Annotated in this window: 28 protein-coding genes and 1 tRNA gene; 18 read left to right on the forward strand and 11 right to left on the reverse strand. The window is 35.2% G+C overall.

What is annotated here, in order from left to right; genetic code table 11:
* Positions 1-27: 27 nt before the first annotated feature.
* Positions 28-1,797 (forward strand): ABC transporter ATP-binding protein, encoded by a 1,770-nt coding sequence (locus N2Z58_04065; protein ID MCX7653835.1) that lies wholly within the window; start codon positions 28-30, stop codon positions 1,795-1,797.
* Positions 1,772-2,608, forward strand: coding sequence for an energy-coupling factor transporter transmembrane protein EcfT (locus N2Z58_04070; protein MCX7653836.1), 837 nt, complete (start codon positions 1,772-1,774; stop codon positions 2,606-2,608). The genes N2Z58_04065 and N2Z58_04070 overlap by 26 nt, the downstream gene beginning before the upstream one ends.
* Before the next feature lie 70 nt (positions 2,609-2,678).
* On the opposite strand, the gene N2Z58_04075 is transcribed toward N2Z58_04070, so the two are convergent.
* From N2Z58_04075 to N2Z58_04120, 10 genes are all read right to left on the reverse strand, one after another.
* Positions 2,679-3,632 carry an aldo/keto reductase gene (locus N2Z58_04075; protein ID MCX7653837.1) on the reverse strand — a complete coding sequence of 318 codons (954 nt, stop codon included), beginning with the start codon at positions 3,630-3,632 and terminating at the stop codon, positions 2,679-2,681.
* A 146-nt stretch (positions 3,633-3,778) separates the two neighbouring features.
* Complete coding sequence (ftcD, locus tag N2Z58_04080; GenBank protein ID MCX7653838.1) at positions 3,779-4,690, reverse strand: glutamate formimidoyltransferase; 912 nt, start codon at positions 4,688-4,690, stop codon at positions 3,779-3,781.
* 23 nt (positions 4,691-4,713) lie between these two features.
* Positions 4,714-5,340 carry an N-glycosylase/DNA lyase gene (locus N2Z58_04085; protein ID MCX7653839.1) on the reverse strand — a complete coding sequence of 209 codons (627 nt, stop codon included), beginning with the start codon at positions 5,338-5,340 and terminating at the stop codon, positions 4,714-4,716.
* A 24-nt stretch (positions 5,341-5,364) separates the two neighbouring features.
* A complete protein-coding gene (locus tag N2Z58_04090) occupies positions 5,365-7,563 on the reverse strand; it encodes a BamA/TamA family outer membrane protein (protein MCX7653840.1) in 2,199 nt (732 codons plus the stop codon).
* A gap of 30 nt (positions 7,564-7,593) precedes the next feature.
* Entirely contained in the window at positions 7,594-8,136 is a 543-nt protein-coding gene (locus tag N2Z58_04095) for an ATP-binding protein (GenBank protein ID MCX7653841.1), read from the reverse strand.
* Entirely contained in the window at positions 8,127-8,831 is a 705-nt protein-coding gene (locus N2Z58_04100; protein MCX7653842.1) for a phosphotransferase, read from the reverse strand. Before N2Z58_04100 ends, N2Z58_04095 begins: the two co-directional genes overlap by 10 nt.
* Positions 8,818-9,147: an iron-sulfur binding hydrogenase gene (locus tag N2Z58_04105; GenBank protein MCX7653843.1), complete on the reverse strand. Its 330-nt coding sequence runs from the start codon at positions 9,145-9,147 to the stop codon at positions 8,818-8,820. Before N2Z58_04105 ends, N2Z58_04100 begins: the two co-directional genes overlap by 14 nt.
* 57 nt (positions 9,148-9,204) lie before the next feature.
* On the reverse strand, positions 9,205-9,624 hold the full coding sequence (locus N2Z58_04110; GenBank protein MCX7653844.1) for a hypothetical protein: 420 nt from the start codon (positions 9,622-9,624) through the stop codon (positions 9,205-9,207).
* A 150-nt stretch (positions 9,625-9,774) separates the two neighbouring features.
* Positions 9,775-10,341, reverse strand: coding sequence for a Holliday junction branch migration protein RuvA (ruvA, locus tag N2Z58_04115; protein MCX7653845.1), 567 nt, complete (start codon positions 10,339-10,341; stop codon positions 9,775-9,777).
* Entirely contained in the window at positions 10,334-11,152 is an 819-nt protein-coding gene (locus N2Z58_04120; GenBank protein MCX7653846.1) for a TatD family hydrolase, read from the reverse strand. Before N2Z58_04120 ends, ruvA begins: the two co-directional genes overlap by 8 nt.
* 88 nt (positions 11,153-11,240) lie before the next feature.
* On the opposite strand from N2Z58_04120, the gene N2Z58_04125 reads away from it, so the two are divergent.
* From N2Z58_04125 to N2Z58_04185, 13 genes are all read left to right on the forward strand, one after another.
* Positions 11,241-11,816, forward strand: coding sequence for a thymidine kinase (locus N2Z58_04125; GenBank protein MCX7653847.1), 576 nt, complete (start codon positions 11,241-11,243; stop codon positions 11,814-11,816).
* Positions 11,813-13,555: a 5'-nucleotidase C-terminal domain-containing protein gene (locus N2Z58_04130; protein MCX7653848.1), complete on the forward strand. Its 1,743-nt coding sequence runs from the start codon at positions 11,813-11,815 to the stop codon at positions 13,553-13,555. Before N2Z58_04125 ends, N2Z58_04130 begins: the two co-directional genes overlap by 4 nt.
* Before the next feature lie 138 nt (positions 13,556-13,693).
* Positions 13,694-15,625 (forward strand): methionine--tRNA ligase, encoded by a 1,932-nt coding sequence (gene metG / locus N2Z58_04135; GenBank protein ID MCX7653849.1) that lies wholly within the window; start codon positions 13,694-13,696, stop codon positions 15,623-15,625.
* Positions 15,626-15,746: 121 nt separating this feature from the next.
* On the forward strand, positions 15,747-18,194 hold the full coding sequence (gene gyrA / locus N2Z58_04140) for a DNA gyrase subunit A (GenBank protein ID MCX7653850.1): 2,448 nt from the start codon (positions 15,747-15,749) through the stop codon (positions 18,192-18,194).
* Positions 18,187-18,594 (forward strand): archease, encoded by a 408-nt coding sequence (locus N2Z58_04145; GenBank protein MCX7653851.1) that lies wholly within the window; start codon positions 18,187-18,189, stop codon positions 18,592-18,594. Before gyrA ends, N2Z58_04145 begins: the two co-directional genes overlap by 8 nt.
* Positions 18,591-19,187 (forward strand): transcriptional repressor LexA, encoded by a 597-nt coding sequence (lexA, locus tag N2Z58_04150; protein ID MCX7653852.1) that lies wholly within the window; start codon positions 18,591-18,593, stop codon positions 19,185-19,187. The genes N2Z58_04145 and lexA overlap by 4 nt, the downstream gene beginning before the upstream one ends.
* Positions 19,188-19,212: 25 nt before the next feature.
* A complete protein-coding gene (locus N2Z58_04155; GenBank protein MCX7653853.1) occupies positions 19,213-19,551 on the forward strand; it encodes an STAS domain-containing protein in 339 nt (112 codons plus the stop codon).
* A gap of 32 nt (positions 19,552-19,583) precedes the next feature.
* Positions 19,584-19,919, forward strand: coding sequence for an STAS domain-containing protein (locus N2Z58_04160; protein MCX7653854.1), 336 nt, complete (start codon positions 19,584-19,586; stop codon positions 19,917-19,919).
* A gap of 19 nt (positions 19,920-19,938) precedes the next feature.
* Entirely contained in the window at positions 19,939-20,376 is a 438-nt protein-coding gene (rpiB, locus tag N2Z58_04165; GenBank protein MCX7653855.1) for a ribose 5-phosphate isomerase B, read from the forward strand.
* Complete coding sequence (locus N2Z58_04170; protein MCX7653856.1) at positions 20,357-21,340, forward strand: histone deacetylase family protein; 984 nt, start codon at positions 20,357-20,359, stop codon at positions 21,338-21,340. The genes rpiB and N2Z58_04170 overlap by 20 nt, the downstream gene beginning before the upstream one ends.
* A 22-nt stretch (positions 21,341-21,362) precedes the next feature.
* Positions 21,363-21,806 carry a GatB/YqeY domain-containing protein gene (locus tag N2Z58_04175; protein MCX7653857.1) on the forward strand — a complete coding sequence of 148 codons (444 nt, stop codon included), beginning with the start codon at positions 21,363-21,365 and terminating at the stop codon, positions 21,804-21,806.
* A 1-nt stretch (position 21,807) separates the two neighbouring features.
* Positions 21,808-22,800, forward strand: a complete 993-nt coding sequence (locus N2Z58_04180) for a radical SAM protein (protein ID MCX7653858.1) — start codon at positions 21,808-21,810, stop codon at positions 22,798-22,800.
* Positions 22,797-23,450, forward strand: coding sequence for a hypothetical protein (locus tag N2Z58_04185; protein MCX7653859.1), 654 nt, complete (start codon positions 22,797-22,799; stop codon positions 23,448-23,450). The genes N2Z58_04180 and N2Z58_04185 overlap by 4 nt, the downstream gene beginning before the upstream one ends.
* Before the next feature lie 4 nt (positions 23,451-23,454).
* Here the strand turns inward: N2Z58_04185 and N2Z58_04190 are convergent.
* Positions 23,455-23,543: transfer RNA gene (locus N2Z58_04190), tRNA-Ser, on the reverse strand.
* Between the two features lie 122 nt (positions 23,544-23,665).
* On the opposite strand from N2Z58_04190, the gene N2Z58_04195 reads away from it, so the two are divergent.
* From N2Z58_04195 to N2Z58_04205, 3 genes are read left to right on the forward strand one after another with little or no spacing between them, the layout of a single operon-like run.
* Complete coding sequence (locus N2Z58_04195) at positions 23,666-24,361, forward strand: response regulator transcription factor (protein ID MCX7653860.1); 696 nt, start codon at positions 23,666-23,668, stop codon at positions 24,359-24,361.
* The gene (locus tag N2Z58_04200) at positions 24,336-25,568 is read left to right on the forward strand and encodes a HAMP domain-containing histidine kinase (protein ID MCX7653861.1); all 1,233 of its coding nucleotides are present in this window, start codon (positions 24,336-24,338) and stop codon (positions 25,566-25,568) included. Before N2Z58_04195 ends, N2Z58_04200 begins: the two co-directional genes overlap by 26 nt.
* Positions 25,569-25,583: 15 nt before the next feature.
* Positions 25,584-25,805 (forward strand): hypothetical protein, encoded by a 222-nt coding sequence (locus N2Z58_04205; GenBank protein MCX7653862.1) that lies wholly within the window; start codon positions 25,584-25,586, stop codon positions 25,803-25,805.
* The last annotated feature ends 53 nt before the right edge of the window (positions 25,806-25,858 follow it).

Below are 25,858 nucleotides of genomic sequence, written 5' to 3' on the forward strand. Positions count from 1 at the left end.
AGTGTTTTGAAAGGAGATAAATCATAAGTGAAGCCACAAGCAGAAAGCAAACCTATCATAGAATTTAGTAATTTTACGTTTCAGTATTACACGCAAGCGGAACCAAGTCTTTACAATATCAATCTGCGGATTTATTCTGGTGAGAAGGTACTTATACTAGGACCAAGCGGGAGTGGGAAAAGCACACTTGTTCATTGTTTGAATGGCCTAATACCGTTTGCATACAAAGGCGAAATTACTGGTAGTTTGAAGATAAAAGGTTTCGAAACAAGAGAGTTGGATATATTCAAACTATCCAAATTTATTGGCACTGTATTACAAGACAGCGATGCACAATTTGTTGGTTTAACTGTTGCTGAGGATATTGCTTTTGCTTTGGAAAACGATAACATTCCTATTGAGGAAATGAGAATAAGAGTTGAAGAAGCAGCAAGACTAGTCGGTATGGAAAAATTTCTTGAGTCTTCTCCATTTGAACTATCAGGTGGACAGAAACAAAGAACGACAATTGCAGGTGTACTTGTGGATAATGTGGACATTCTTGTCTTTGATGAGCCACTTGCTAACCTTGATCCAGCGACAGCAAAAAAAACTATTGAAATTATAGACGATTTACATAAAAATCTACGAAAAACCATTATAATTGTAGAGCACAGACTCGAAGATGTTCTTCACAAACCTGTTGACAGAATCGTTGTACTAAACGATGGTAGAATAGTTGCCGATATGAACCCCCACGAACTTGTTTCTTCTAATGTGCTTGTCACATGTGGCTTGAGAGAACCATTATATGTAGCTGCACTCAAATATGCCGGAATAGACATTCACAACCAAAAAACACCTGGTTACATACATACACTTAAAATGGACACAGAAGACAAGAATAAGGTTAAGAATTGGTATAAGCAAAATTTGATTGCTGACATAAGGAAAAATGTAGAAACAAACCTTAGCCTCGATAAGCCTTTGCTAAAAATCGAAAACTTGTGCTTTTCCTATGAGAAAGGTAAGCAAGTTTTAAAAAATATAAACCTTGAAGTGTCTAAGGGAGAGATGATCTCCATTGTAGGAAAAAATGGCGCTGGGAAATCGACTTTTGCAAAGGTTTTGTGCGGTTTCGTTAAAGAAGACTCCGGAAATATATACTTTAAACAAAAGGAAATATCAAGTATGAGTATCAAGGAGCGAGCGCAAATTATAGGTTTTGTGATGCAAAACCCAAACCAAATGATAACAAAAAGTACAGTTTACGATGAATTGGCACTTGGATTAAGGTTACGGGGTATTGATGAAACCAATGTTGAGAGAAAGATAAGAGAAATATCAAAAGTGTGTGGACTGTACGGTGTGCTAAAGTGGCCTATTTCCGCTTTGAGTTATGGACAAAAAAAGAGAGTCACAATAGCATCTATACTCACTCTCGAGCCAGAGATATTAATACTTGATGAGCCAACAGCAGGACAAGACTTTAGCCATTATTCTGAGATAATGGATTTTCTGGATGAACTAAATTCTCTGGGCGTCACAATTTTAATGATCACGCACGATATGCATTTAATCATGGAGTACACAGACCGAACAATTGTTTTTGCTGATGGGGAGATAATCGCCGATACAAAACCATCTGCTATTCTAACAAACATGCACTTAGTAAATAGAGCAAACCTAAAAGAAACGACACTTTACACGCTTGCTCAGATGGTTGGTGTAAGTGATGAAACAAGTTTTGTACAACATTTCATAAATTACGACAGGTTGGTGAGAAAGAGTAATGCAAGAAAAGTTAATTTCCTATGATTCAAAAACATCATTTATTCATGGTCTGTCGGGGCTGACTAAATTTCTTGGGTTTATTATCTTAACATCAGCAGTTATGTATACCTACGATATTAGAATAATCATTATAATGCTTGTTTTTTCTTTCACATTAATTTACTTAGCCAAGATAAAATTTGCGAAAATAAAATTAATGTTAGTGTATGTCTTAATATTTTTATTGATAAACGAAATTATAACATTCATCTTTTCCCCAGAAGAAGGTGTAAGGCTTTATGGAACTAAACACGAACTATTGAGGTTTACGGAAACTTACACTCTTACACTCGAACAAATTTTTTACCAAGCCACAAAATTTTTCAAGTACATCTCTGTTATACCACTAGGTATGGTGTTTTTATTCACCACAAATCCAAGCGAGCTTGCATCATCTTTAAACAAAATAGGTGTGAATTACAAAATAGCCTATGCTGTTGCACTAACTTTAAGATATTTTCCAGATGTTCAAAAGTCTTACATTGACATAAGTCTTGCGCAACAAGCACGGGGTGTTGAACTTTCAAGAAAGGCTAAACTAAAAGAGAGATTTAAAAATGCTCTTTTGATACTGATTCCTTTAATATTTTCCACTATGGACAGGGTTGAGAAGATTAGTAACGCCATGGATTTGAGAGGGTTTGGTAAACACAAAAAACGTACGTGGTATACAAACAAAAAGTTTGAATTAAAAGATTACATTGCATTGTTGGTCTGTGTTTTAATATTGATCTCGATAATATTATTCTCTATCTTTGTAAATCATGGTAGGTTTTATAATCCTTTCAAAAATTAATATCCCAATGATTTTGGTTATTTGAAAAACCGGGAGCTTCACGCTCCCGGTTTTTTTATTTATTTTTTATTTAAAAGAGAGAACTGAGTTCATTATAAATTTCTTCCGTAATTTTCTCTTTAACTTCTATAGCCTTGATATTTTCTTTCAATTGTTCTACAGAACTAACCCCCAGAATGACGCTACTAACGTGTGAATTTTTCAGGCACCATGCTATTGAAAGTTGAGACATTGTAACACCAAGATTTTCTGCGATTTCTCTTAGTCTTCTAAGCTTTTCGGTTGTTTGCTGTTCAAATATTCCTCTTTCTTCTAAAGTTTTCCTAAGCCAAGGCCATCTGTCAAGCCGAGAACCCTGTGGTATTCCATCTAAATACTTACCGCTTAAAACGCCAGAAGCAAGTGGACTCCATATGGTTGTACCAATACCGTATTTTTCGTAAAGTGGTGCATATTCTTTCTCTACTCGTGTTTTGAATATCAAGTTGTACTGTGGTTGTTCAACGATAGGTGGTATACAGTTAAGTTCTTTCGCAACACGCCAAGCATGTTCAATTTCTTCTGCACTCCATTCACTTGTACCCCAATAAAACGCAAGTCCACTTCTTAAGATTTGATCCATCGTCCAAACAATTTCCTCCATAGGTACCTCTGGATCCGGTCTGTGACAATAAAGTATGTCAACATAATCAAGCTGCAATCTTTTCAACGAATTCCAAGTACCTTCCAGCAAATGCTTTCTTGAAAGACCTCTTTGGTTTGGACCATCGCCACCCCAAAATATCTTAGTTGATATAACTAAATCTTCTCTACGATATTCTTTTAAAATCATTCCAAGCATAGATTCAGCTATACCATTAGCGTAGGCCTCTGCTGTGTCAATAAAGTTGATGCCATTTTCAACTGCGTACCTTACAACCTGTTTGGTTGCATTCAAATCAAGTTGGTTACCAAATGTGAGCCATGTACCAAGAGATAACTCACTTACCTTCAAACCCCATTTACCAACTTTTCTGTACTCCATAAACCTCACCTCCTGAAAAATTTATTACAACACGTGAATATTTTCTTAGATGATCAATTGTTCGTGGTACGAACTAATTATACCAAAAAAACAAAGGAGATGCAATAGCACCTCCTTATGTAAATTATTACAGTGTATTTAGTCTTTTACTCACCTTTTGTTAACTGTTCGATCAATTTTTGCTCAATTATCCTGTTAGTTCCAAAATCATCAATTTGCAAATACCAAGCAAACGTTTCAACAAGGGCTTGCAGAGGAACCATACCGATTATCTCTGAACCTACCACTGGTACACCATAACGTTGGGCTTCTCTTTTTATAGTTTCAAATACTCTAAATATAGGTGATTTTTTGTAATTTGTTAAATTCATAGAAACTTGAACAATTCCTTTTTCTTTTAATTCTACTCCCATTGCTTTTACATATCTGTAGCCTCCACTGATGTGTCTAACCGCTTTTGCTATTTTATCCGCTATTTCAATGTTGTTTGTTCCAAGGTTAACGTTGAATGCTATTAAAAATTCTCTTGCACCCACCGCCGTAACTCCTGCCGTCTCGTGCACCCTATCTGGTCCAAAATCTGGTTTCCACTTTGGATCTTTTATCTTCTCAAAGAATCCTTCAAATTCACCTTTTCTTATTTCTGATAAGTTTTCTCTTTCCGGTGAGGTTGCACTTCTTTCGTAAAGATACACAGGTATGTTAAGTTCTCTGCCAATTCTCTCTCCAAGCTTTTTAGACCATTCAACACATTCTTGCATCGTTGTTCCAATTAAAGGAACTAGCGGAATAACATCAGTTGCTCCCATCCTTGGATGCTCACCTTTATGATATCTCAAATCAATTAACATGGATGCCTTTTTTGTCATATCAAACAATGCATCAAGTATTTGTTCTGGGTCACCAACAAGTGTTACAACTGATCTGTTGTGATCTTTGTCCATTGACCAATCAAGAATTTTTACTTTCGGATACTTGTTTGCTTCATCAATGATCTGTCTTACTATTTCTTCCCTACGTCCTTCGCTAAAATTCGGAACACTTTCGATAAGTTTCATGTCATGTCCCCCTTTGAAAGTTTTTACTTATCTACTGTACGTTTTATCATGTACCATAAATAAAGGTCAAATTTACCTAAATGCTCTCCAAAGGCAACTGAAACTTTTCTAAGTCGTTCTTCGTAATCTAAGTATCTTTTTTTCGTCCATCCTTTCGGTATCTGCTGAATTATCCCGTAGCGCATCATAGTTCTTAACACATGCTTATCTAATATTGCATAATTTGTAAACGCTACGTTTCTCAAAAAATGAGAACTTTCTTTCCAACCCAATCCTTTTACATTCTTTACGAAGAATTCTCGAGGATCACTTTCCAACAAAAGTTTTCTCAATTGCCCCAGTATCCAACGATTTGAAGCTATGAACTTAGCTCTTGCTTCTGGATATCTGTGGCCTATCTCTCTTAATTTTTGTGCTAAGTCCTCTTCACTTAAGTATATAAACCCATCTCCTATGAGTTTTTGAGCTTTTATTCCACCTTGTGCACTCCAGTTTGCAGTTAAGATGCAAAAGCTTAGTTCAGAAAAAAGTTCTTCTTCAGACCCTCTTTCCCGCAACATTTCAAATTCAGACCATCGCGCTTCTACCATACTTTCTGCCTGTTTTTTTATTGAGTTCAGCTCTTCAATAAGTTCAGTTAATTTATCCATAAGACTTTACCTCTTCTTAAAGGATTAAAATGTTTTACCAAACATGAAGTAAAAATTGAGCTGAGTAGAAGGTATTGGTATACCCCAACCAGCTCGTATTAGACCAAATATTGGTACTGTTAATCCAAACTCAATACCAGCTGAGCTAACGAGCTTATTAAATGAGAATATGTTATCAACAAATCCCAAATCGTAAAAGACAGAGATGTAAAACATCTGGTCGGGTGCTTTGAATCTTATTTCGTTGTTACTTAGGCCTATGACCGTTCCCTTATCAGATGACTTCACACCTCTTACCTGGTTTAACCCAGTCAATTCGTATGTAACAGGTTCGCCAGCAGTTTGAAAAACTTGACCCGAAAGCAATCTAAAAGCCAGCGAAATTGATTGATCCAAAGGAATATGGAATGTAAGCTCACCGAGATAACTCAACGCATCAGATCCTTTTTCAGAAAGTGGTATATATTTTGTCCCAGTCAATGTGAACGAAAAACCCTTCATTGGTACATACAAGTTATCAAGAGTTTCATAGACATAATTCCCAGATATACTGACTGTTTTTGTATTAAGAGTTGTATCTGTAGCATATGTTGTGTCTTTGTACCCAACACCTATTCCAAATTGTCCCAAAGGTGTTTTCAATGTGTTTAGCTCTACTGAATACGAAAGTTTACTCTCTGTGCCACCGTCTTTTGGATTATCTTGATAAGAAAATGTGTTATTAAACAAGACTGGTAGACCAAAAGGTTTTCTTATACCGGCTGTCAACGATAGATTAGTAGTTGAAAGTGCTTTTTGTAAAGATATTGATATATTCTCACCATATCCAAACGGATTTGTAGTAGAAAGTGATAATAGTCCAGCAATACCCTCCCACCATGGTCTATCTTTTACCGGTCCCCAAGTTACCCCACCTTGAAAGTCAAATTTCTTGTCTTTCTCAGATATTTTAATCACAACATCAACTTTGCTGCTGTCACCTTCTACAGGTTCGATTCCAATGTCTACGTTTTTGAAAAAGTTCAGCTTTGATAACTCTATATAAGTATTTTGTAGTTCACCCTTTTTGAGATAATCCCCCGGTTTAACACTTATCACATCATTAAACACATAGTCCCTGGTAACATTGTTTCCAGATAGCTTTACATTTCTAACCTTTATCTCTGTGATTTTGATATTCAAATACCCTTCATCATCTAAGCTAAGATTCAAATCTATGAAATACCCAGCTCTGTCGTATTTATCCTTTATTTGCTGGATTTTTGACAATATTGCATAGTTTGTATAGGTGTCTTCCTTTGTTTCACCAATGAGTTCTTTCTGCATGAAAACGGTATTACCAACAGTTTTTATACCTTTGAGCTTTAGTGGTTGCCTTACCACGGTATTGTCAGTTAGTGTTATTGAAATACTTTTTGCAGGGATCTTGGAACCAGTTTGCTGCACAGACATATCAACTACCCTAAAATAAACATATTTAGATATACTCTGAAAAATTCCTTGAATTGTTTGGAGTGTTGGGACATAGTCTTTTTCGGAATCAAATATCTTTTCAAACCAATTCTTAGACTCGTAGTCTCTGTATTTTTTAACACCTATTTCCGACTTGATTTTCGCAAATTCTTTTTTTAAATCCTCATCTTCACTTACAACGTCGAACTCTAAGTCGTAAAGCACGTACTCTGTCACTAAGAAAGAAATTTCGCTTTCTTCTACCTTACCACCAACATACACAAATGCAAACGATTTATCTTGACTCTTTGGAGTTGCTACAAGATAACCTTTCGAAGAATAAAGCTTGGCTATACTATCTATACTTTCCCAAAATTTCGCAAAGCTAAAAGGCTTTCCTTCTTTTAGCTTTAACTCTTTCTGGATACTTTCCTTATCTAAGACTCCAGGACCAACGACTTCTAAGTTTACTTTTTTAACTGGCTCATTTTCAATTACCTTTATCTTTAATATCTTTTTCCCAGGTTCTTTTCCTTCAACAATTTGATAATCAATCTCATCAAAATAGCCTGTGTCATCTAAATTACTTAAGATCTCGTAAACTGCATTTTCGTTTACGTCCCTACCAACATACATCTTGTAACACTCTTCAAGTTCAGAACTTGTAAGCATTTTCAATCCTTCAAACTGAACACTTTCTAAGATAAAACTAAAAGAAAACACGGTTAGTAATAAAACCAGCGTTAGTACGAATATACCTTTTTTAATCACTTGGTTTCCCTCCTTGTATCTATGGTTTATTTATTTTGAATACAACGATTTTTCAAGTTCATCCAGGAATTCTTTTAAAATAGTTATTTTCATTGGTGAGTCTAGTTCACCAAAATAATTCTTAATTGATTCGCTATCAATTGTATAACAATCTTGCATCAAACATCTTTTTATCTTCCAGTTTATGTGTATGTTCAAAATAAGCACTAAAAACGTGTCTACCAAATTCCCAACAGGTTGACAATCTATGTTCGATTTGTAAAAAAGTGCCTCTGTCTTCGTTCCAATTCCTAATTTGGTAGTTATTCTGGTATAGCCGCCTGTAAGCTCAGTCGCTTGCTTAAGGAACGGTAACCCAAGTCCTACTCTTCGAATTTCCTTTTTCCTTGTCGTTACGAATGGATCAAAAATACGGTCCAGGATTTCAGGTTTTATTCCACCAGCATCGTCCTCAACAGAAAAGTAAAACGTATCTTCTGTTTCCTTGACTGTAACAACGACATTCTTCGCTCCAGCATTTATAGAATTCTCAGCAATATCGTGGATATGATCTGCGATGGTAATTAATCCCAAATAGTTTTAAACCTCCTCTCACAAATAAAAGTCAGGACATCGGATACATTTACTAATTCATCATAAAAGTATATTTTCCGAGAACCTATCTCATCTGGCTGATGAGCATCCGACGATGTTAAGACTATGTATCCCTTTTTATTATATTCTAAAAATGTCTCTTTTTTTCTGACTTCTATTATTTCAGTACCCTTTGGAATTATACCCAACTGGTAAATTGCACCAAATCTTCTATCAACGTGTGCAAAAACTGCAAGTCCATTGTGCCTATATATGATTTCAAGAGTTTGCTGAATTGTAAGGTTCGTTGGAAAACCCAAGTAAAAGTCAACAGTTTCTATGAATTCCTCATTTTCGTTTATAACTATTTGATAACCAAATTTTTCAGGGTCGTATACAAAAGGAGTAACATTTTCCCTTACATGATTTGAAACCTTTATGCAACTCTCAAAATCTTGAAAATATCCAAGTATATGAACATCTTCCACAGTATGTATTTCTATACCAGGAACAACTATTTTATCTTTACAAAAATTAATAAAAGCCGCTACATTTTGAGCGGTGTTATGATCAGTTATAGAGAAGATATCTATCCTCTTTCCACACACAACAGAAGGTAACATGCTTATGTCCGCACATGGAGATAAACAAGAATGTATATGCAAATCAGCAACTAGTAATTTATCTGATGCCAAGTTCGTATATTCTCCCTGCTGTTATATATGAATTTTCATTCGATATTAGAAGATTTATATTCTCTTCCCTGGCTTTATGAATTGTCTCTTCTGGAAATTCAAGTCCCTCACAAAGAATTATAGCTTTTGTTCCTGTAAGAGCCGCAACAGCAATAATATTCACATGACTTTGAACTGTCAACCACACGGAATTTTGCTGCGCTGAGCGCATCACAATACTCAACAAGTCACCAACATATCCGTGTTCAATTTCGTAATCATAACAAAAATAAACAACCTTCAAACCAAGAGATTCGATTATCTTTGATAATGTCACTCCCTATCCCTCCTAAATTTTGAATGCAGATTATTACCATAACGGGAAATTAAAATGTTACACAGTGGTATTCAAAAGCATTCCAACAAGAAACTCTGGAATCTTCATACCGAAAGTAAGAGCGTTTATAGCCATGGTCAAAAGTAAGATCTGTTGTTGTAACTGTTCTCTTTCAAGAGGATCATTTGTAATGGATAGTTTTCTATATAACTCATCTATTTTTTGTTGTATTTTTGATTGCTTTATGTCCTTATCCATCTTACTTGGATCTAATTCGTCTCCAATTCTTCCATCTTGATTTTCTTTATCGCCAGGAATATACATCAAAACTTTTGTTTTACCTGCTACGGCTGCAAGGAAAGAGCCACGTTTTTCAAGGTCCAAATATATTCCACCAGCGATGATAAATCCACCTTTTTCCATCGCTTGTTTTTTAAAGTCCATATAATTTGCAAGTTCTTGATTAAGAACGCGCAATATGCTTCTACTTGCTGGTGCACCAGATGGAATACCTGGTTCCCCAGGGTCAAGTTTATATCCAAGTGTTGGATTTACTATAACCTGCGTAGGTGCATTTCCAACACTGTTTACCCCATAATCCCATCCCTTTTTCCACTATCTACAACTTTACATCTTTACCAATACCTTCAGTGCCTCCTTTATAACTTGGGATACATTCCTATTATCTCCAAATTCTTTAATCACTTTATTAACCGCCATTCTTGCTTGAATTTTTGAATAACCAAGTGATACAAGAGCCTCTATTGCTTCTGAGAATTTTTCATCAACACCGATTGGTTCAAATTCATCTTTGAGTTCTGCAATTATTCTTTCTGCAGTTTTTTTGCCGATTCCTGGTATACTTGCAAGTTTTTCAACATCTCCAGATGATATAACGTTTGATAGATACTGAACATTTGTTGCAGAAAGTATTTTAACAGCGGTCTTAGGTCCGAGCTTGGATACTTTAATCAATTTTTCAAAAGCTTCCTTTTTAGCTTTCGAATCAAATCCGTAGAGCAATATATCATCTTGGCTAATTATCACCTTTGCAAAAACAGCTATCTTAACACCTTCCTGAACTTCCGAAAAACTCTCGGCATCTGTGTATATTCCAAGAACTATACCACCAACCGAAACTAAAATTTTACCTTCACTTCTACCAACGTATATACCCTCTATTATTTCAATCATTTCTACAACCAACCCCGTCGATAACTTGAAATTTCAAAATTTCTTTTACATTGTTCCAAATCACATCGCACAACTCATCGATTTCTAATCCAGACAGCAACTGCAATTGATCGTAAACATGCTGTACATAAACCGGTTCATTCCTCTTCCCGCGATATTGTTGAGGTGGTAAATAAGGACTGTCTGTCTCAGTAACAATATTTTCCACACCTATTATTTTGACCACATTCCTAAGTAAATCGTTCTTAGGATACGTAACAGGTCCACCTATCCCTATTTTAAATCCAATCTTAACAAATTCTTTTGCCCAATTTTCATCGCCACTGAATGCATGTACAATACCACCGCATTCGATGTTAATATCTTTGATGATCTTGTACGTATCTTCGTAAGCATTTCTGATATGCAAAATTACCGGTTTTTTCAGGCTCTTTGCAATTACAAGCTGCTCAATAAAAACCTTTTTTTGTATGTCAATGGGTGACAAATTTCTAAAATAGTCAAGACCTATCTCTCCTACCGCAATAACTTTATTTCCACCCTTTACAAAATCTTCAATTTTATCAAGGTAATCTTTTGGAACCTTTGCAGAATTATGTGGATGTATTCCAACAGCTGCATATACGTTTTCAAGCTCTCTGCAAACTACTAATGTATCGTGAAGATCATCCATACATGTGGAAACATTTAATACAAATCTTAACCTTCTAGTACGTTCATAAACATCCGTTCTATCGTTATCAAAGTCTTCCATATGCAGGTGAGCGTGAGTATCGACTAATTTGTCTTTTTGAAAGGTTGTTAATTTCATCTGTACATAACCTCCTTTTTCTGGTATAATTATACCAGATTTTTCAAAGTTTGGTCAGAAATTCAAACAATATTGGGGGTGTAGAGTTTTGAGAAATTTTGGAAAACTTACAGTTATTACAGGTCCTATGTATTCAGGTAAAACTACAGAACTTCTTAATTTTGCCGAGATCTATGAGCTTGGCAAAAAGCGGACAAAGATAATTAAGCCACAAATTGATGATAGGTACAGCCAAGACGATGTTGTCACACACAAACTATTTAAAATGCCTGCAAAAGCAGTAAAAGATGTTGCTGAAATGGATGAATTCTACAACAGCTTAAGCGATAAGCCAGAAGCTATCTTTATTGATGAGATTCATTTTTTCGATACTTCTATTGTGAAACTAGTCAAAAAAATCGTATCAGAAGGGGTAGATGTTTACTGCGCTGGTTTGGATATGAATTATCTTTGGGAACCTTTTGAAACAACTGCTTTGTTGTTGTCATTAGCAGACGAGGTCATTAAGAAAAAGGCTGTATGTGAAGTTTGTGGAGAATACAGCGGTACCTTATCTTTTAAAACAAGAACAAACGGTGGAATATACGATGTTGGCGGAAAAGAAAAGTACATAGCTGTTTGCAAAGAATGTTATGAAAAACTCAGAGAGGAGGGAAAAAGATGAGAAAATGCGTCTTTTTATTGGTAGTGACTAATCTTTTGATTACCCTCGCATTTTCCACGGAAATTATAATAATTCACACGTCAAACCTTCACGGAACAGTTTTTCCGTATAATTATTTTAGTGATACGTATGAAGCAAAAGGTTTAGCAGTCATAGATTACTACATTAAAGAACTTAAAAGGTTAAACGAAGACGTATTGCTAATCGACACTGGGAACCTGCTTTATGGCTCACCATTTGGTGATTTTTCTCAAACTTTAAATAACGATCCTGTAGTAGAGGCTTTTAATTTAGTAGGTTATGACGTATTTATTCCAGGCAGTTTTGAATTGAGTACTGGAAAAAAGGAGTTAAGTAGAGTAATTCAAAATTTGAAAGCCACAACATTGGCTGGAAACTTGCGCAATGTCCCAGGAGTTAAGAGCTTCTTAGTTAGACAACTCAAAAATGGAATAAAAGTTGGAATTATAGGTGTTGCCGTACCTTACGGTAGCTATGAGTTTGACGATTTAGTCAGTAGTGTCAGGAAAGCTATAGCGTCTGCCAAAAGTCAAGGAGCAAATTTTTTGCTTATTGCTACCAGCGGAGGTATAACAACCGATCCTTTAAGTGGTAGAAGAATAGCACTGGAGAGTAATCTAAACATAGGAGACATACTCGTTAGAGAATTTTCAAAAGACGTTGATGGATTTCTTTTTGGAAATCAATCTTTTGTTTACGTTTCTCAGAAGTCAAACAAGTTTTATTCGTTAGCCGGAAATGATGGAGAAAGTGTGAATAAAATAACAATAAATGCAGAAAAAGTTGGTAATAACTGGAAAACAAGATCTGTAAAAGTAGAAAATTTACCCTTAACAAATTACACTCCGTCAGAAGATTTTTTAAGGAAGTTTGAAAGTTATGAGCAGGCATTTCAAAATTGGCTTAAAGAAGTATTGTTTAGTTCTTCAATAACAGTAGGTTTCAACAAGTACATGGCGTTTTTGGAAGATAGCTTAACTCTTGAAATTGTAAACAAGGCAATAATAGAATATACAAAGTCTTCAATAGGAATCTGGAATATATTCAATCCAAATTACATAGGAATTGCTCAAGGTGATATTACAAGAAAAGATATATATGCACTCATCGGAAAAACAACCGGCGTTAAACTAATCAGAATGACAGGGAAAGATGTAAAAGATATCATTACAAAAACAATACAAAATATACACTATGAAGATGGAAAGGTCAAGTTTGATAAAAAACTCGTAATGTATCCATGGTTATTCGACATTTTTGAGAATATTACATATGAGGTTATTGTAAATGAAAGACAGGTTGGAAAAATAACTTATGCTGGGAAAAACCTGGAAGATAATGATGTTGTTTACTTATCTGTTCCATCTATCAGAACTTACGGAAAAGAGCCAATTCTTTTCGGAAAAATAGTCAAAGATTTTGAAATACCAGTCCAAAAAATTGTTTTAAGCGTTATGGAAAAAGTGTTGAATGGAAAAGTGCTGAATTCTTACGAGGATGGGAATCGCATAACTTCTGTAAAACTAGAGTATGTTGTAAACGCCGGAGATACATTGAAAAGGTTATCATATAGATTAGGAGTCAGCGAAGAAAAACTTCTTTCAGAAAATAAGTTTATAAAAGATAAGAATCTTCTTAGACCCGGTTGGAAATTGATCTATTACAAAAAGTATCTTGATCTAATTCCTCCGCTAAAAGAATTTTTCGATGTAGAATAACTTATAAGTTTGGTTTATTCTGATAGTCAAGGTGGCTTTTTAAGCCACCTTTTGTTTTGCTAATATGGATTCGTGCAAATATTGAAGAGTTATGGTATAATTTTTCTGAAAAGTAAAAACAACTAAATTGGAGGTGTTATGGTGAAAAAGTTTTATATTACGACACCAATTTATTATGTTAACGCTGAACCACACATTGGAAGTTCATATACAACTATAATAGGTGACATACTGGCAAGGTACAAAAGACTAATGGGATATGAAGTATTTTATCTTACTGGAACAGATGAACACGGTCAAAAAATTGCGCAAGCTGCTCGAGAGAAAGGAGTTAGCCCAAAAGAGCTTTGCGATACTTTAGCAGAAAAGTTTAAAGAGCTTTGGAAAGATCTCGAAATAACAAACGATTATTTCATTCGAACAACAGATGAATCACATATAAAAACTGTCCAATATTTTGTAAATAAAATGAAGGAAAATGGTGACGTTTACAAAGGAACTTACGAAGGTTGGTATTGCGTGCCTTGCGAAACTTACTGGAACGAGGAAGAACTTGAACATGACGAACATGGTCATAACCTATGTCCTTCATGTAAAAGGGATGTACAACTTATAAAAGAGGAAAACTACTTTTTCAGACTTTCCAAATACAATGAACCATTGCTTAAACATTTCAAAGAAAATCCCGAGTTTGTTGAGCCAGAATTTAGAAAAAATGAGATGTTAAGAATCCTTGAGACTGGTCTGAAAGACCTCTCCATTACAAGAACGACACTGAAGTGGGGAATACCTATGCCTGGAGATCCTGAGCATGTGGTATACGTCTGGGTTGATGCTTTAATAAACTACGTTTCAGCTATTGGTTATCCTGACGACAAAGAGAAATTTAACAAATGGTGGCCCGCAGATGTGCATTTAATTGGCAAGGAAATAAACAGATTTCACAGTCTTATATGGCCAGCAATGTTAATGTCTGTGGGATTGCCACTTCCAAAAAAAATCTTTGCACATGGGTGGCTCACAGTTAATGGTCAAAAAATTAGTAAGTCTCTTGGTAATGCTATTGACCCGAGAGAATATGTGAAGAAATATGGAAATGATGTTGTTAGATATTATTTAGTTCGTGACATAGTTTTCGGTAAAGATGGTGACTTTTCAGAGGAAAACTTAATAAAACGGTTAAATTCTGACCTTGCAAACGATTACGGAAATCTACTGCATAGGACTCTTGCAATGATTCAGAAGCACTTCGATTCAAAAATTCCAGGAATTGGACAGCTCGATGATATTGATAAATCACTGCTTGACGAGTATGAAAACGTAAAAAATAAATTTGTTGAACTGATGGATAGCTATAAAATAACGGAAGCCTTAGATGTCTTGTGGCAGTTTATCTCATCGCTTAATAAATATTTTGACGATACAAAGCCTTGGATTCTTGCTAAGGAAGGAAAAAAGGAAAGGCTTGGTACGGTGTTAACGATAGTTACAGAGAACATATTAAAAGTGGCTACACTCTTATCTCCCGTAATGCCTGAATCGTCTAAAGAAGTATACAGGAGGTTGTCAGTGATCGAAGGTTTTAGCAAAGATTTTCTCGAAGGATGGGATCTTCTAAAAGGCAAAACAATCCTTCATGGGGAACCTTTGTTCAAGAAATTTGAAGCGAAAGAAGAAAAGAACGTAAAACAGGAGGGCAAAAATATGGAAAAAAAGCAGATAGAAAATGTCGTAACAATGGAAGAGTTGATAGACATAGATACATTTAAGAAAATCGATTTAAGAGTAGCAAGAATAATACAGGCTGAAAAGGTAGAAAAATCTGAAAAATTATTGAAACTGCAAATAGATCTTGGTGAACTTGGGCAGAGACAAATTGTTGCTGGAATTGCTCAATATTATACACCAGAAGAACTTATAAATAGGTTAATAGTGGTTGTAGCAAATTTGAAGCCTGCAAAACTAATGGGACTTGAATCAAAAGGCATGTTACTTGCGGCAAAAAAGGATAATAAACTCACACTTTTAACAGTTTCATCTAATATAGAACCAGGTGCAAGAATTTCCTAAATTTTCAAATTGATTCTTAAATTTAAGAAATTTTCTCATACGTAGTTGCTGAGTTTAATGTCGTATACAAAACGAAACTTTCTGTTTGAAATTTATTATCACTAGCGGGAGGTTTACAAACGTGGAAGAAATAAAGCAGCAAGGTAATGAAAACAACATTCTTGAAAGAATCCTTGAAGAAGAGCTTGTAAAATCGTATTTGAGTTACTCAATGAGTGTTATTATTGGGCGCGCAATCCCTGATGTGAGAGATGGTTTAAAACCTGTTCAAAGAAGAATAATATACTCAATGTACGAATTAGGACTTTCGCATAACAAACCATTCAAAAAGTCTGCACGTATCGTCGGAGAAGTTATGGGTAAGTATCATCCACATGGTGATGCCTCAATATATGAATCTTTGGTGCGTATGGCACAGCCTTGGTCTATGAGGTACCCTCTTGTTGAGGGACAAGGGAACTTTGGTTCAATAGACAGAGATCCACCAGCAGCGATGCGATACACAGAAGCAAGGTTACACAAAATAGCCGAAGAAATGATAGAAGACATCGATAAGCAAACCGTTAGGATGCTTTATAATTTCGACGGTAGCTTGGAAGAACCTGAAGTACTTCCCGCAAAAGTTCCAAATTTGCTTTTAAACGGTGCAAATGGAATTGCTGTTGGAATGGCTACAAACATTCCAACTCATAACCTTTCCGATGTTGTTGATGCTACAATAGAATTTATTAAAGATAAAAATATATCAGTTGAAGCACTTATTGAATTGATAAAAGGTCCGGATTTTCCAACTGGTGGAATCATTATCGGAAAAGCTGGTTTAAGAGAAATGTACGCTACAGGAAAAGGTAGCTTTATTGTTCGTGGGAAAGTTGAAATTAAGCACGAAAAAAAGAAAAAAAGTATAGTAATTACAGAAATTCCCTATGGAGTTAGTAAGGCAGAGCTAATTCAACAGATAGCAGATTACTTACAAGAGGAAGAAATACCTGTCAAAGATCTTAGGGATGAAAGCGATAAAGAAGGTTTAAGAATAGTTATAGAATTAACAGAAGATGTAAATGAAGATGTTGTACTGAACAATCTTTATCAAAAAACTAACTTACAAATCAGATTTAATGCAAACTTTCTCGTCATTGATGCTGATAAACAACCAAGATTGATGAACCTCAAGCAGCTAATTGAAGCGTACGTAAAGCATAGATTTGAAGTTGTAAGAAAAAGAACACAGTATGAGTATCAACAAGATTCAAAAAGGGCACATATTGTTGAGGGATTAATAAAAGCATCAAAGGCAATAGATACGGTTGTTAACATAATAAGGAATTCCAAAGATCCTTCTGACGCCGCAGCTCAGCTTATTGAGATACTACAAATGAGCGAAGAACAAGCGAAAGCTGTGCTTGAAATGAGACTTGGCAGATTAACAAATTTAGAAACACAAAATCTGCAACAGGAATATAGAGGGTTATTGATAAAGCTTGAAAAAGAAAAAGAATTGCTCATGAACGATGAAAAGGTTTACGAAACGATTATAGAAGAGCTACTTGATATGAAAAAACGATATGCAGATAAAAGAAGAACAGAGATAACTGAGCAAGAAGAAATAGTAACAAGATTTGAAAAGAAGGATCTTATACCAAACAAAGATGTTGTAATCACACTTACGAGAAAAGGTTTTTTAAAGTTGATGGATGTCAACGCTTTCAGAACCCAAAAGCGTAATGGCAAAGGTGTCATTGGTGCTAATCTAATGGAAGATGATATTATATCTCAAGTACTTTACACTCAACTCCACAGTAAGACATTATTCTTTACCTCATTTGGAAAAGTCTATGAAATCGAAAATATAGAAATAGAAGAGAGCAACAGAAGTAACAAAGGTAAACCTGTTAATAAATACGTTAAATTGGAGAATGGAGAAAGAATTTTGACGATGGTTGATATTACTGATTACAGTGGAGATCTATTTTTTGTCACAAAAAATGGTATAGTTAAGCGCACTAGTCTCGAAGACTTTAAGAATATAACTTCGAAGGGAATTAGAGCAATAACATTTAAAGAAGGAGATGAACTTGTATCAGTTTTGAGAGTTAATTCTGAAGAAAACACTATTTTAATATCTACAAAATACGGCATGAGTATTAGATTTGGCGTCGGAGATGTAAGAACAATGGGAAGGAATGCTGCAGGAGTTAGGGGAATCAGACTACGCGAAGGCGATGAGGTTATATCTTCAACCATACTTGAAAATGACATAGGTTATATACTTACTGTTACTGAAAATGGTTATGGAAAATTAACAGAAGTCAGTGAATACAGAAAACAATCAAGAGATGGTATCGGTATAAAGAACATTGGGGAAATTGAAAAAACAGGACCAATAGTAGGAGTTTCGTATATCTTAGGTAACGAAGAAATTGTTTTATTCACAAAAGATGGTGCAAGTATTAAATTTAAGGTTTCTGATATACCAGTCAGAAGTAGAATTGCTCAAGGTGTCAAAGTCATGCACCTTGCTGATGGTGATATAGTCGCAGACTTTGCCGTTATCGGTGGTGATGAATGATTTGTATAAAGAGCTAGAACATAAGGCAGACCTTTATTACGAATTGAGCGCAGAAAGTGTGGAGGAATTTTTAAGGGATGTTGTTGACATTTTGATAAAAAACAGCGAGACAAGAACTGATGAAAATGTATTAAGTAACTGTTTGGAAAATTTTACAAAAAAATGTTATAATATGCTTGCCAATGGATGTACAGAAATATACTCCGATGTGGTATTTGATGTGATTAATGATATAATATCTACTATGGACAGAGGACTTTATCCTTTCAAAGTTGAAAATTCTTGCATTTATTTTTGCAAGACAAAAGTAACACTCAGAATAAAGGCACTTACGTATCATATGTTCTTCGTACAAAGATCTGGGGAAAAGATATACGCTAGGATGGTGTTTGATATATGAAGAGTTTAACAGAAAAACAGCTACATATTTTTGAATTTATTAAAGACTACATAATAATGAAAGGTTATGCTCCATCTATTAGAGATGTAGCTCGTCATTTCAAGATGACCCCAAGAGGAGCACAGCAACATTTGATAGCACTTGAGAAAAAAGGATACATAAAAAGGGGGAAAGGTCCACGAACTATATCACTTACAGAACGAAAGGAAAGCGTTATCGTACCGGTAAAAGGAAGAATAGCTGCCGGACAAGCAATAGAGATGTTTGAGCAGGTTGACGAGGAGATAGAAGTACCACTTTTAATGTTAAAAGGCTACGGTGAATACTTCGCCCTAAGGGTGCACGGTGACAGTATGATAAATGCTCACATAATGGACGGGGATTACGTTGTTATGAAAAAGCAATATGCGGCAGAAAACAACGCCATAGTTGCAGCTGTAGTGGAGGACAAAATCACACTTAAAAGGTTTGTACTCCGCAACGATCATGTTGAGTTGATACCGGAAAACGATGCATATCAAACGATAATTTGCGAACCAAAGAAAGTGCGAATAATTGGTAAGATGGTAGGTTTGATAAGGATAATAAAGTAATGTAAAAAGGGGTGAATTCGTTATTATGGAAATAATTATTATTGAACCAGATATAGTTAAGTTCGTCTTGCCAGAAGAGATTGAATTGACAAACTCACAGGAGATCAAAAGAAAAGTATATGAAAATACATTCGAAAAAGGATACAAAAAGATTCTACTTGACTTTTCTAAAACAAAATACATTGACAGTACAGGCTTGGGAGTGGTTATCATGATACATAAACAATCATTGATGAATGCAGGAACCACAGCAATTATAAATATTGATAGTAACCTGAGAAACCTGTTTAAAATGACAGCCCTTGATAGAATTTTCAATATCTTTGATGATGAAAAAAGTGCGGTTAGTTTTTTGAAATTATAAACTGCTATTCCGAGTGAAAGGAGGAAGAAGCTATGTATACGTTTACAGAACAGTTTGGAGTCGCTATAGTTTCTTTGAACGGTGAGATAAGCATGCAAAATGCTATGAATTTAAGAAACTGGGTTGTTGAGAATCTTATTAAAAAAGGGAAAGCAAAAATTGTGTTCGATTTGAGTAACGTAAGTGCTGTGGATAGTTTTGGACTCGGTACTTTCGTAAGTTTGTATAAAACGGCACTTTCTTCAAATGGCATGATTGTATTTGCAAATGCGAATGAAAGTATAAAAAAGTTACTTGTAATGACTGCACTCGATAAAGTCATTAAAAACTATAGTTCGACTATGGAAGCTGTTAATAGTATAAAATGAGTACTTGGATGTGAGATAAATGAAAATAGCTATTGGAAGTGACCACGCAGCGTTCGAACTAAAAGAAAAGGTTAAAGAATACCTTATCAATAAAGGTTTTGAGATTGTGGATTGTGGTACATATTCCATAGAAAGTGTAGACTATCCTGACTACGCTAAGAAAGTTTCGGAAAAAGTGGTTAACAAAGAATGTGTTTTCGGTATATTAATGTGTGGAACAGGTATAGGCATGTCAATAGCCGCAAATAAGATCAAAGGAATAAGGGCTGCATTATGTCTTTTTCCAGACATGGCGGCATATGCTAGAAGACACAACAACGCAAATGTACTTGTACTTCCAGGCAGGCTCATGGGTATAGAGCTGGCAAAATGGACAGTTGATGCCTTTTTGAATTCTTCTTTTGAAGGTGGAAGGCACGAAAGAAGGGTAAAGAAGATTGAAGAACTTGAGGGATGATATTGCTTTTTGCTCTCAGTTAAACAGGTTTTTCTTACCAAAAAAGGAGATAGACAACGGAAAATTTGTTAGGAATCCTGAATGTCCTTCAAGACTTTCGTTAGTAGATAAGTTCTTAAGAGCGCATTTTCAGGAAGTAAGCTTATCCGCTTTTCCTGAAAGTGTGCTTTTGCTTGCACACGACGAAGGCTATGTATCATACATAAAGAACAAATCAAGCAAGATATTAGAGGGTGAATACCTACCAGAAGTCTTCTTTGTCGATCCAATATTTGATACGGGTACACCGATAAAGAAAGAAACCTATCAAGCTGCATTTCTTTCGGTTGAAGCTACCTTAACGGCCGTAGAGTATTCATTGAAAAATTCTAAGGTTACTTACGTACTCACTAGACCTCCTGGACATCATGCAATGAAAAGATACGGTGGTGGTTATTGTTATTTCAATAACGCAGCAGTTGCCGCCCGCTATCTTGAAGGCAAAGGTTTAAGAGTAGCTATACTGGATATAGATTTCCACCATGGAAATGGTACGCAAGATATATTTTACGACGATCCTGAAGTATTGTATGTATCTATACATGGTGATCCAAAAGTCTTTTATCCATGGTACAGTGGTTATCCAAACGAAACGGGTATTGGAAAAGCAGAAAGTACGAATCTCAATATACCATTACCAGAGGGTACCAACTTTTCAGAATACAAAATTGCCTTGAAAAAAGCGTACGATAAAATAAAAGATTTTGGCCCAGATTTTTTCATACTTTCATTTGGCACTGACACACATATAAACGATCCTGTCGGAAGATTTTCACTTGTTGATAAGGACTATATAGAAATCGGAAAGTTAATTTCTAAACTTGCAGAAAGAGTTAGCGGTTCAATAATAGTTCACGAAGGTGGATACAATTCAAAAGCAAATTTGAACGCAGTGAGAAACTTTATAACAGGTTTTTTGAGTTAATTCCAAGCAAGGAGGATCAGGTATGACCATGAAAGAAAAAATAATGTCAGATATGAAAGAAGCCATGAGGAATAAGGATGAACTGAAATTAAGAGTTTTAAGATCCATAAAAACAGCTATCGGATATTTTGAGGTTGAAGGTGAGAAAAAAGAGGCCACGGATGATGACATAGCCAAGATAATACTCAAAGAAATTAAGAAAAGACAAGAGTCTGTAGAAGCTTACAGACAAGCAGGCAGAGAAGATTTAGCTCATTTAGAAGAAGAGGAACTAAAAATACTCCAACAATATGCACCTAAGATGCTTTCTCGTGAAGAAATACAAGCCATAGCTAATCAAGTAATAATTGAACTGAACGCAACCAAAAACGATTTTGGAAAGGTTATGAAAGAAGTAATGAGCAGAGTAAAGGGTTCAGCCGACGGAAAAATTGTAAACGAAGTAGTCAAGGAGTTGCTCTCTTGAAGTGAGGAAAAACTTGAAGATCTATCCGATATTTTTGCCAAATGCTGGTTGCAAAACACGTTGTGTGTTTTGTAATCAACGTATTATGACAGGAGAAGTATATCCAGATATTTATGTTCTCAAAGAAAAAGATATCAAATTTGTAGATGAAATAGCGTTCTATGGTGGCACTTTTACATCGTTACCGCTGGAAGTAATGGTCGAATTTCTTTCCTTATTCCCTGAAATTCCAAAAAGAATATCGACACGACCTGATGCCGTTAATAAAGAAACACTAAGCTTTTTAAAAGCACATAATGTGAAAACTATTGAGATAGGTGTTGAAAGCCTTGATAACGAGGTCCTCACAGCGTCCAACAGAGGATACAATGCAGAAACAGTTATTGAAACACTAAAGCTAATCGAATCAGATTTTCAAGTAATTGTACATCTAATGGTTGGACTGCCGAAAGACACTAAAGAAAAATCCATCGAAACAGTTAGAACTTTACTTAATCTAAACGTTAAACAGTACAGAATTCACCCTACTATTGTGTTTAAGGATACAGAATTGGAGAAGATGTTACAAAGTAATCTATATTCACCTTTGAGTATGGAGCAGGCCCTTGACACAGTAAGTGATATGGTCATTCTCATCGAAAGCAACGGTGGAAATGTTTTGAGAATAGGCTACCATATTCCCCAAAGTCAGTTGAGATTTGTCGTTGCTGGTCCGTATCATCCTGCATTTGGTGACATGCTCAGGGCATATTTAGTAAGGAAAATAATAAAAGGACTTGGCATAAAGAAAATCATCTATCCGGAAAAATTCGAACCGTGGTTTAATGCTTATGGCAACAACAAGTTATTGATAGAAAGAGAGAAGGTAAATTTAAAAGAAGGTAAATTATTTTTAGATAATCTATCCTATGAAGAAGCACTGAAGATTTATGTGGTGAAATACGTTGATACAAAGCAGATAACAGTTGAACATTTAGACGAGGTGATAAAGTGAACATACAAGAATTTGTCTTCTGGGGTATCTTTTTACTTATTGCTTCCGTTTTAATAATAGGTCAGCTTTTAACAACGAATACGCAAAAAATTACTCCTCTTCCACCCCAGGTTATGGAATATTTTCCAGATGTATCAAAAACAGACAAAGAAGCCTTGTTAATATACGAAAACACTGTTTATACTGAAAAACTTAAAGAAATGACTGATAAAAGGCCTATTTACGGACTTGGTGAGTACACAGGTCCTTCGTTCAACGAAGTTACGATCAAGGATGGGGCTTTTCAAATTGCTTTTCAAGCCATTATTAAAGAATTAAACAAAAAAAAGGATGAAATTAAGAAATCACTCCTAACAGATAGTGTAAGCTCATCACAAGATTATGATGACTATATAAATTACGTAGATAAAATATTTTTAGTAATATATCAAAACCTTTCGACAGACAACTCCCTCACCATCACGTACCGGATCTGGAAAAAAGAAAAAGGTCCGATCGTAACTTATTACATATTGAGCGTATTTCAAGATGATTATGCTCTAGCGTTAGTAAAATCAACACTTCCGGAAATATTTGTCGAGTTTTCTAAAAAATCTGTAAACTTTGAACAAATATGGCAGAATGTTTTCAACAAATCGCAGAAAAAATAAAAAATGGCGGAGGCGGTGGGACTCGAACCCACAAGGACCGTAAGGTCCACCGATTTTCGAGACCGGCTCCTTAGCCAGTTCGGACACGCCTCCGTCCGAGTTTAAATTATAACATCACGCTCTTGCTTTTTCAATATGCAAATTGACATTACTTACTTATATTAACAATTGAATAACCAAGAATGTCAAATTAGCTGCCCGAGGTGCCAAGGTTTATGGAAGAAAACAAGAGAATCAAATTAATGATTATAGAAGATGACAAAAAACTGAGAAGGTTACTTGAAATGGAACTGGAGCATGCTGGCTATGAAGTTATATCCTTTGAAAGCGGACTCGATGCCTTAGAAGAATTCAAAAACGAAGATCCAGAACTTGTAATATTGGACATCATGTTGCCTGATATAGATGGCTACGAAATTGCGGATAAGATGAGAAAACTTAATCCTGATGTAATTATATTGATGCTAACAGCACTTGGTATGAAAAAAGACAAACTTGCAGGTTTCGAAGCTGGTGCAGATGACTACATCACAAAACCATTTGACAATGAGGAATTATTGGCACGAATAAAAGCTCTTCTGAGGAGAAAAAATATATCGATCACAAAACCAATAAAAGTAGGAAATCTTGAAATATACGAAACTCAAAGAAAGGTTGTTTTTAACTCAAAAGTTGTGGAACTTAGTAAAACAGAATTTGAATTATTGCTATACTTGGTTAAGAACAAAGATAGAGTTGTGAGTAAAGAAGAGATACTTGATGCAATCTGGGGAATCGATTACTACGGCTCAGACAATACTGTAGAGGTCTATGTAAATTACATCAGAAAAAAACTATCACCGGAATTAATCAAAACCGTAAGAGGTGTGGGCTACAAACTGGTTGGTGAAGCGTTTGAAACTAACAACTAAACTTTCGCTTTTCAATACAATAGCAACTATACTAATTGTTGGTACAGTGCTCTTAATAATATACAGATACTTTTCTCTGATTGCCCGCAGAAACATAGTAAGTGACATGGGAAATATTGAGAGATCGGTAATGATTCTCCAGACTCCATTTGGAGCACAATATATAGTGACACGATGGGATCTGTACGTTGCAGAAAGAGAAAATAAAAGTATCATCAATGACCCTTATGGGATAGGATACGTTGAAACAGAAGGCTTTCAAAAAATATCTGACAGAAATTTTTATTTTGTAAAGTTCAAAACACTGGTGTTGGGAAGAGATGTCACACCCACTATGAAGTTCTTAGCAACTATTAGAACACTTTTCATTTTTGCTGTAATCTTCATAGCGACTGGTGTTTTTGCATCCACTTATATCCTCTCAAAAAAAAGTGTTAGCGATTTGAAAGAGTTTATAGCAAATATAGAATCGTTAGGTGGAAGTGACTTATCGTATCGCGTAAAAGTCAAACCGAAAAGCTCAGAAGTCTCGGAACTGGTTTCAAAATTCAATGATTTGATGAATAGGATAGAACGTTCATACAAAGCGCAAGAATCGTTTGTATCAGCTGTATCGCATGAACTAAGAACCCCTGTTACCAACTTGACTGGATACGTAAATCTACTAAAAAGATGGGGACTTAAGGACGAAAATGTATTAGTAGAGGCAATCAATGCAATAGAAGAAAGTAGTAAGGAAATCAAAGAAATAATAGAAAACATGTTGCTAATAGCAAAAGTAGAAACTTTGACAGAAGAGAAAATACATCTAAAACATTTTGTTGAGGACCTGGTATACCATAAATTCAAAGACAAAAGTATATCAATCGAGGGCAGCGGATTAATAAGTTCAAATAAAGAGGGGCTTGGTATAATAATTACTATAATTTTAGACAACGCTCTTATTCATGGTGCACCACCTTTTATAGTAAGACTCTTTGATAATTTAATTGAAATAGAAAATCACGGAGAAAAAATACCAGATGAAGATTTGGAAAAGATATTTAACAGATTTTACAAAGGCAAAAAGTCAAATGGAACAGGTTTAGGTCTTTATATAGCAAAAGAAATTGCAAATAAGCTTGGATTAAAAATTGTTGTTGAAAGCACAGTAGAAAAAACAGTTTTCAGGATAGTCAAAGAAACAAGGGAAACGCACAGTTCTTAAGGTTAGGTGATTGGTATGAGGATCGGAGCTGTTTTGTTAAACCCTTACACTTTCCAAAACATTGTTGCAAGGAAGGTTACTGAAAGTTCAGAATCACAGCTGCAAGTCCAACAGGCTATGAATACGATGATGCAAATTCTGGAATTTGCATTTTACAAACAACAAGATATGAACTTAAAACTTGTGCGTATAGTAGGTGAGTTGTATCAAGGAAAGAAACTCGATGTATTAGCCTGAAGAATATACAGAAAAACAAAGTGCGGATTAAAATCCGCACTTTGTTTTTAAGT

Source organism: Fervidobacterium sp. (assembly GCA_026419195.1).
Taxonomy (GTDB): domain Bacteria; phylum Thermotogota; class Thermotogae; order Thermotogales; family Fervidobacteriaceae; genus Fervidobacterium.

Bases quoted from the DNA above. Each gene is read 5' to 3' on its own strand.
- N2Z58_04070 (MCX7653836.1), top strand. From the start codon at position 1,772: ATGCAAGAAAAGTTAATTTCCTATGATTCAAAAACATCATTTATTCAT.
- N2Z58_04075 (MCX7653837.1), bottom strand. From the start codon at position 3,632: ATGGAGTACAGAAAAGTTGGTAAATGGGGTTTGAAGGTAAGTGAGTTA.
- ftcD (MCX7653838.1), bottom strand. From the start codon at position 4,690: ATGAAACTTATCGAAAGTGTTCCGAATTTTAGCGAAGGACGTAGGGAA.
- N2Z58_04085 (MCX7653839.1), bottom strand. From the start codon at position 5,340: ATGGATAAATTAACTGAACTTATTGAAGAGCTGAACTCAATAAAAAAA.
- ruvA (MCX7653845.1), bottom strand. From the start codon at position 10,341: ATGATTGAAATAATAGAGGGTATATACGTTGGTAGAAGTGAAGGTAAA.
- N2Z58_04120 (MCX7653846.1), bottom strand. From the start codon at position 11,152: ATGAAATTAACAACCTTTCAAAAAGACAAATTAGTCGATACTCACGCT.
- N2Z58_04130 (MCX7653848.1), top strand. From the start codon at position 11,813: ATGAGAAAATGCGTCTTTTTATTGGTAGTGACTAATCTTTTGATTACC.
- metG (MCX7653849.1), top strand. From the start codon at position 13,694: ATGGTGAAAAAGTTTTATATTACGACACCAATTTATTATGTTAACGCT.
- N2Z58_04145 (MCX7653851.1), top strand. From the start codon at position 18,187: ATGAATGATTTGTATAAAGAGCTAGAACATAAGGCAGACCTTTATTAC.
- lexA (MCX7653852.1), top strand. From the start codon at position 18,591: ATGAAGAGTTTAACAGAAAAACAGCTACATATTTTTGAATTTATTAAA.
- N2Z58_04155 (MCX7653853.1), top strand. From the start codon at position 19,213: ATGGAAATAATTATTATTGAACCAGATATAGTTAAGTTCGTCTTGCCA.
- N2Z58_04160 (MCX7653854.1), top strand. From the start codon at position 19,584: ATGTATACGTTTACAGAACAGTTTGGAGTCGCTATAGTTTCTTTGAAC.
- rpiB (MCX7653855.1), top strand. From the start codon at position 19,939: ATGAAAATAGCTATTGGAAGTGACCACGCAGCGTTCGAACTAAAAGAA.
- N2Z58_04175 (MCX7653857.1), top strand. From the start codon at position 21,363: ATGACCATGAAAGAAAAAATAATGTCAGATATGAAAGAAGCCATGAGG.
- N2Z58_04195 (MCX7653860.1), top strand. From the start codon at position 23,666: ATGGAAGAAAACAAGAGAATCAAATTAATGATTATAGAAGATGACAAA.
- N2Z58_04205 (MCX7653862.1), top strand. From the start codon at position 25,584: ATGAGGATCGGAGCTGTTTTGTTAAACCCTTACACTTTCCAAAACATT.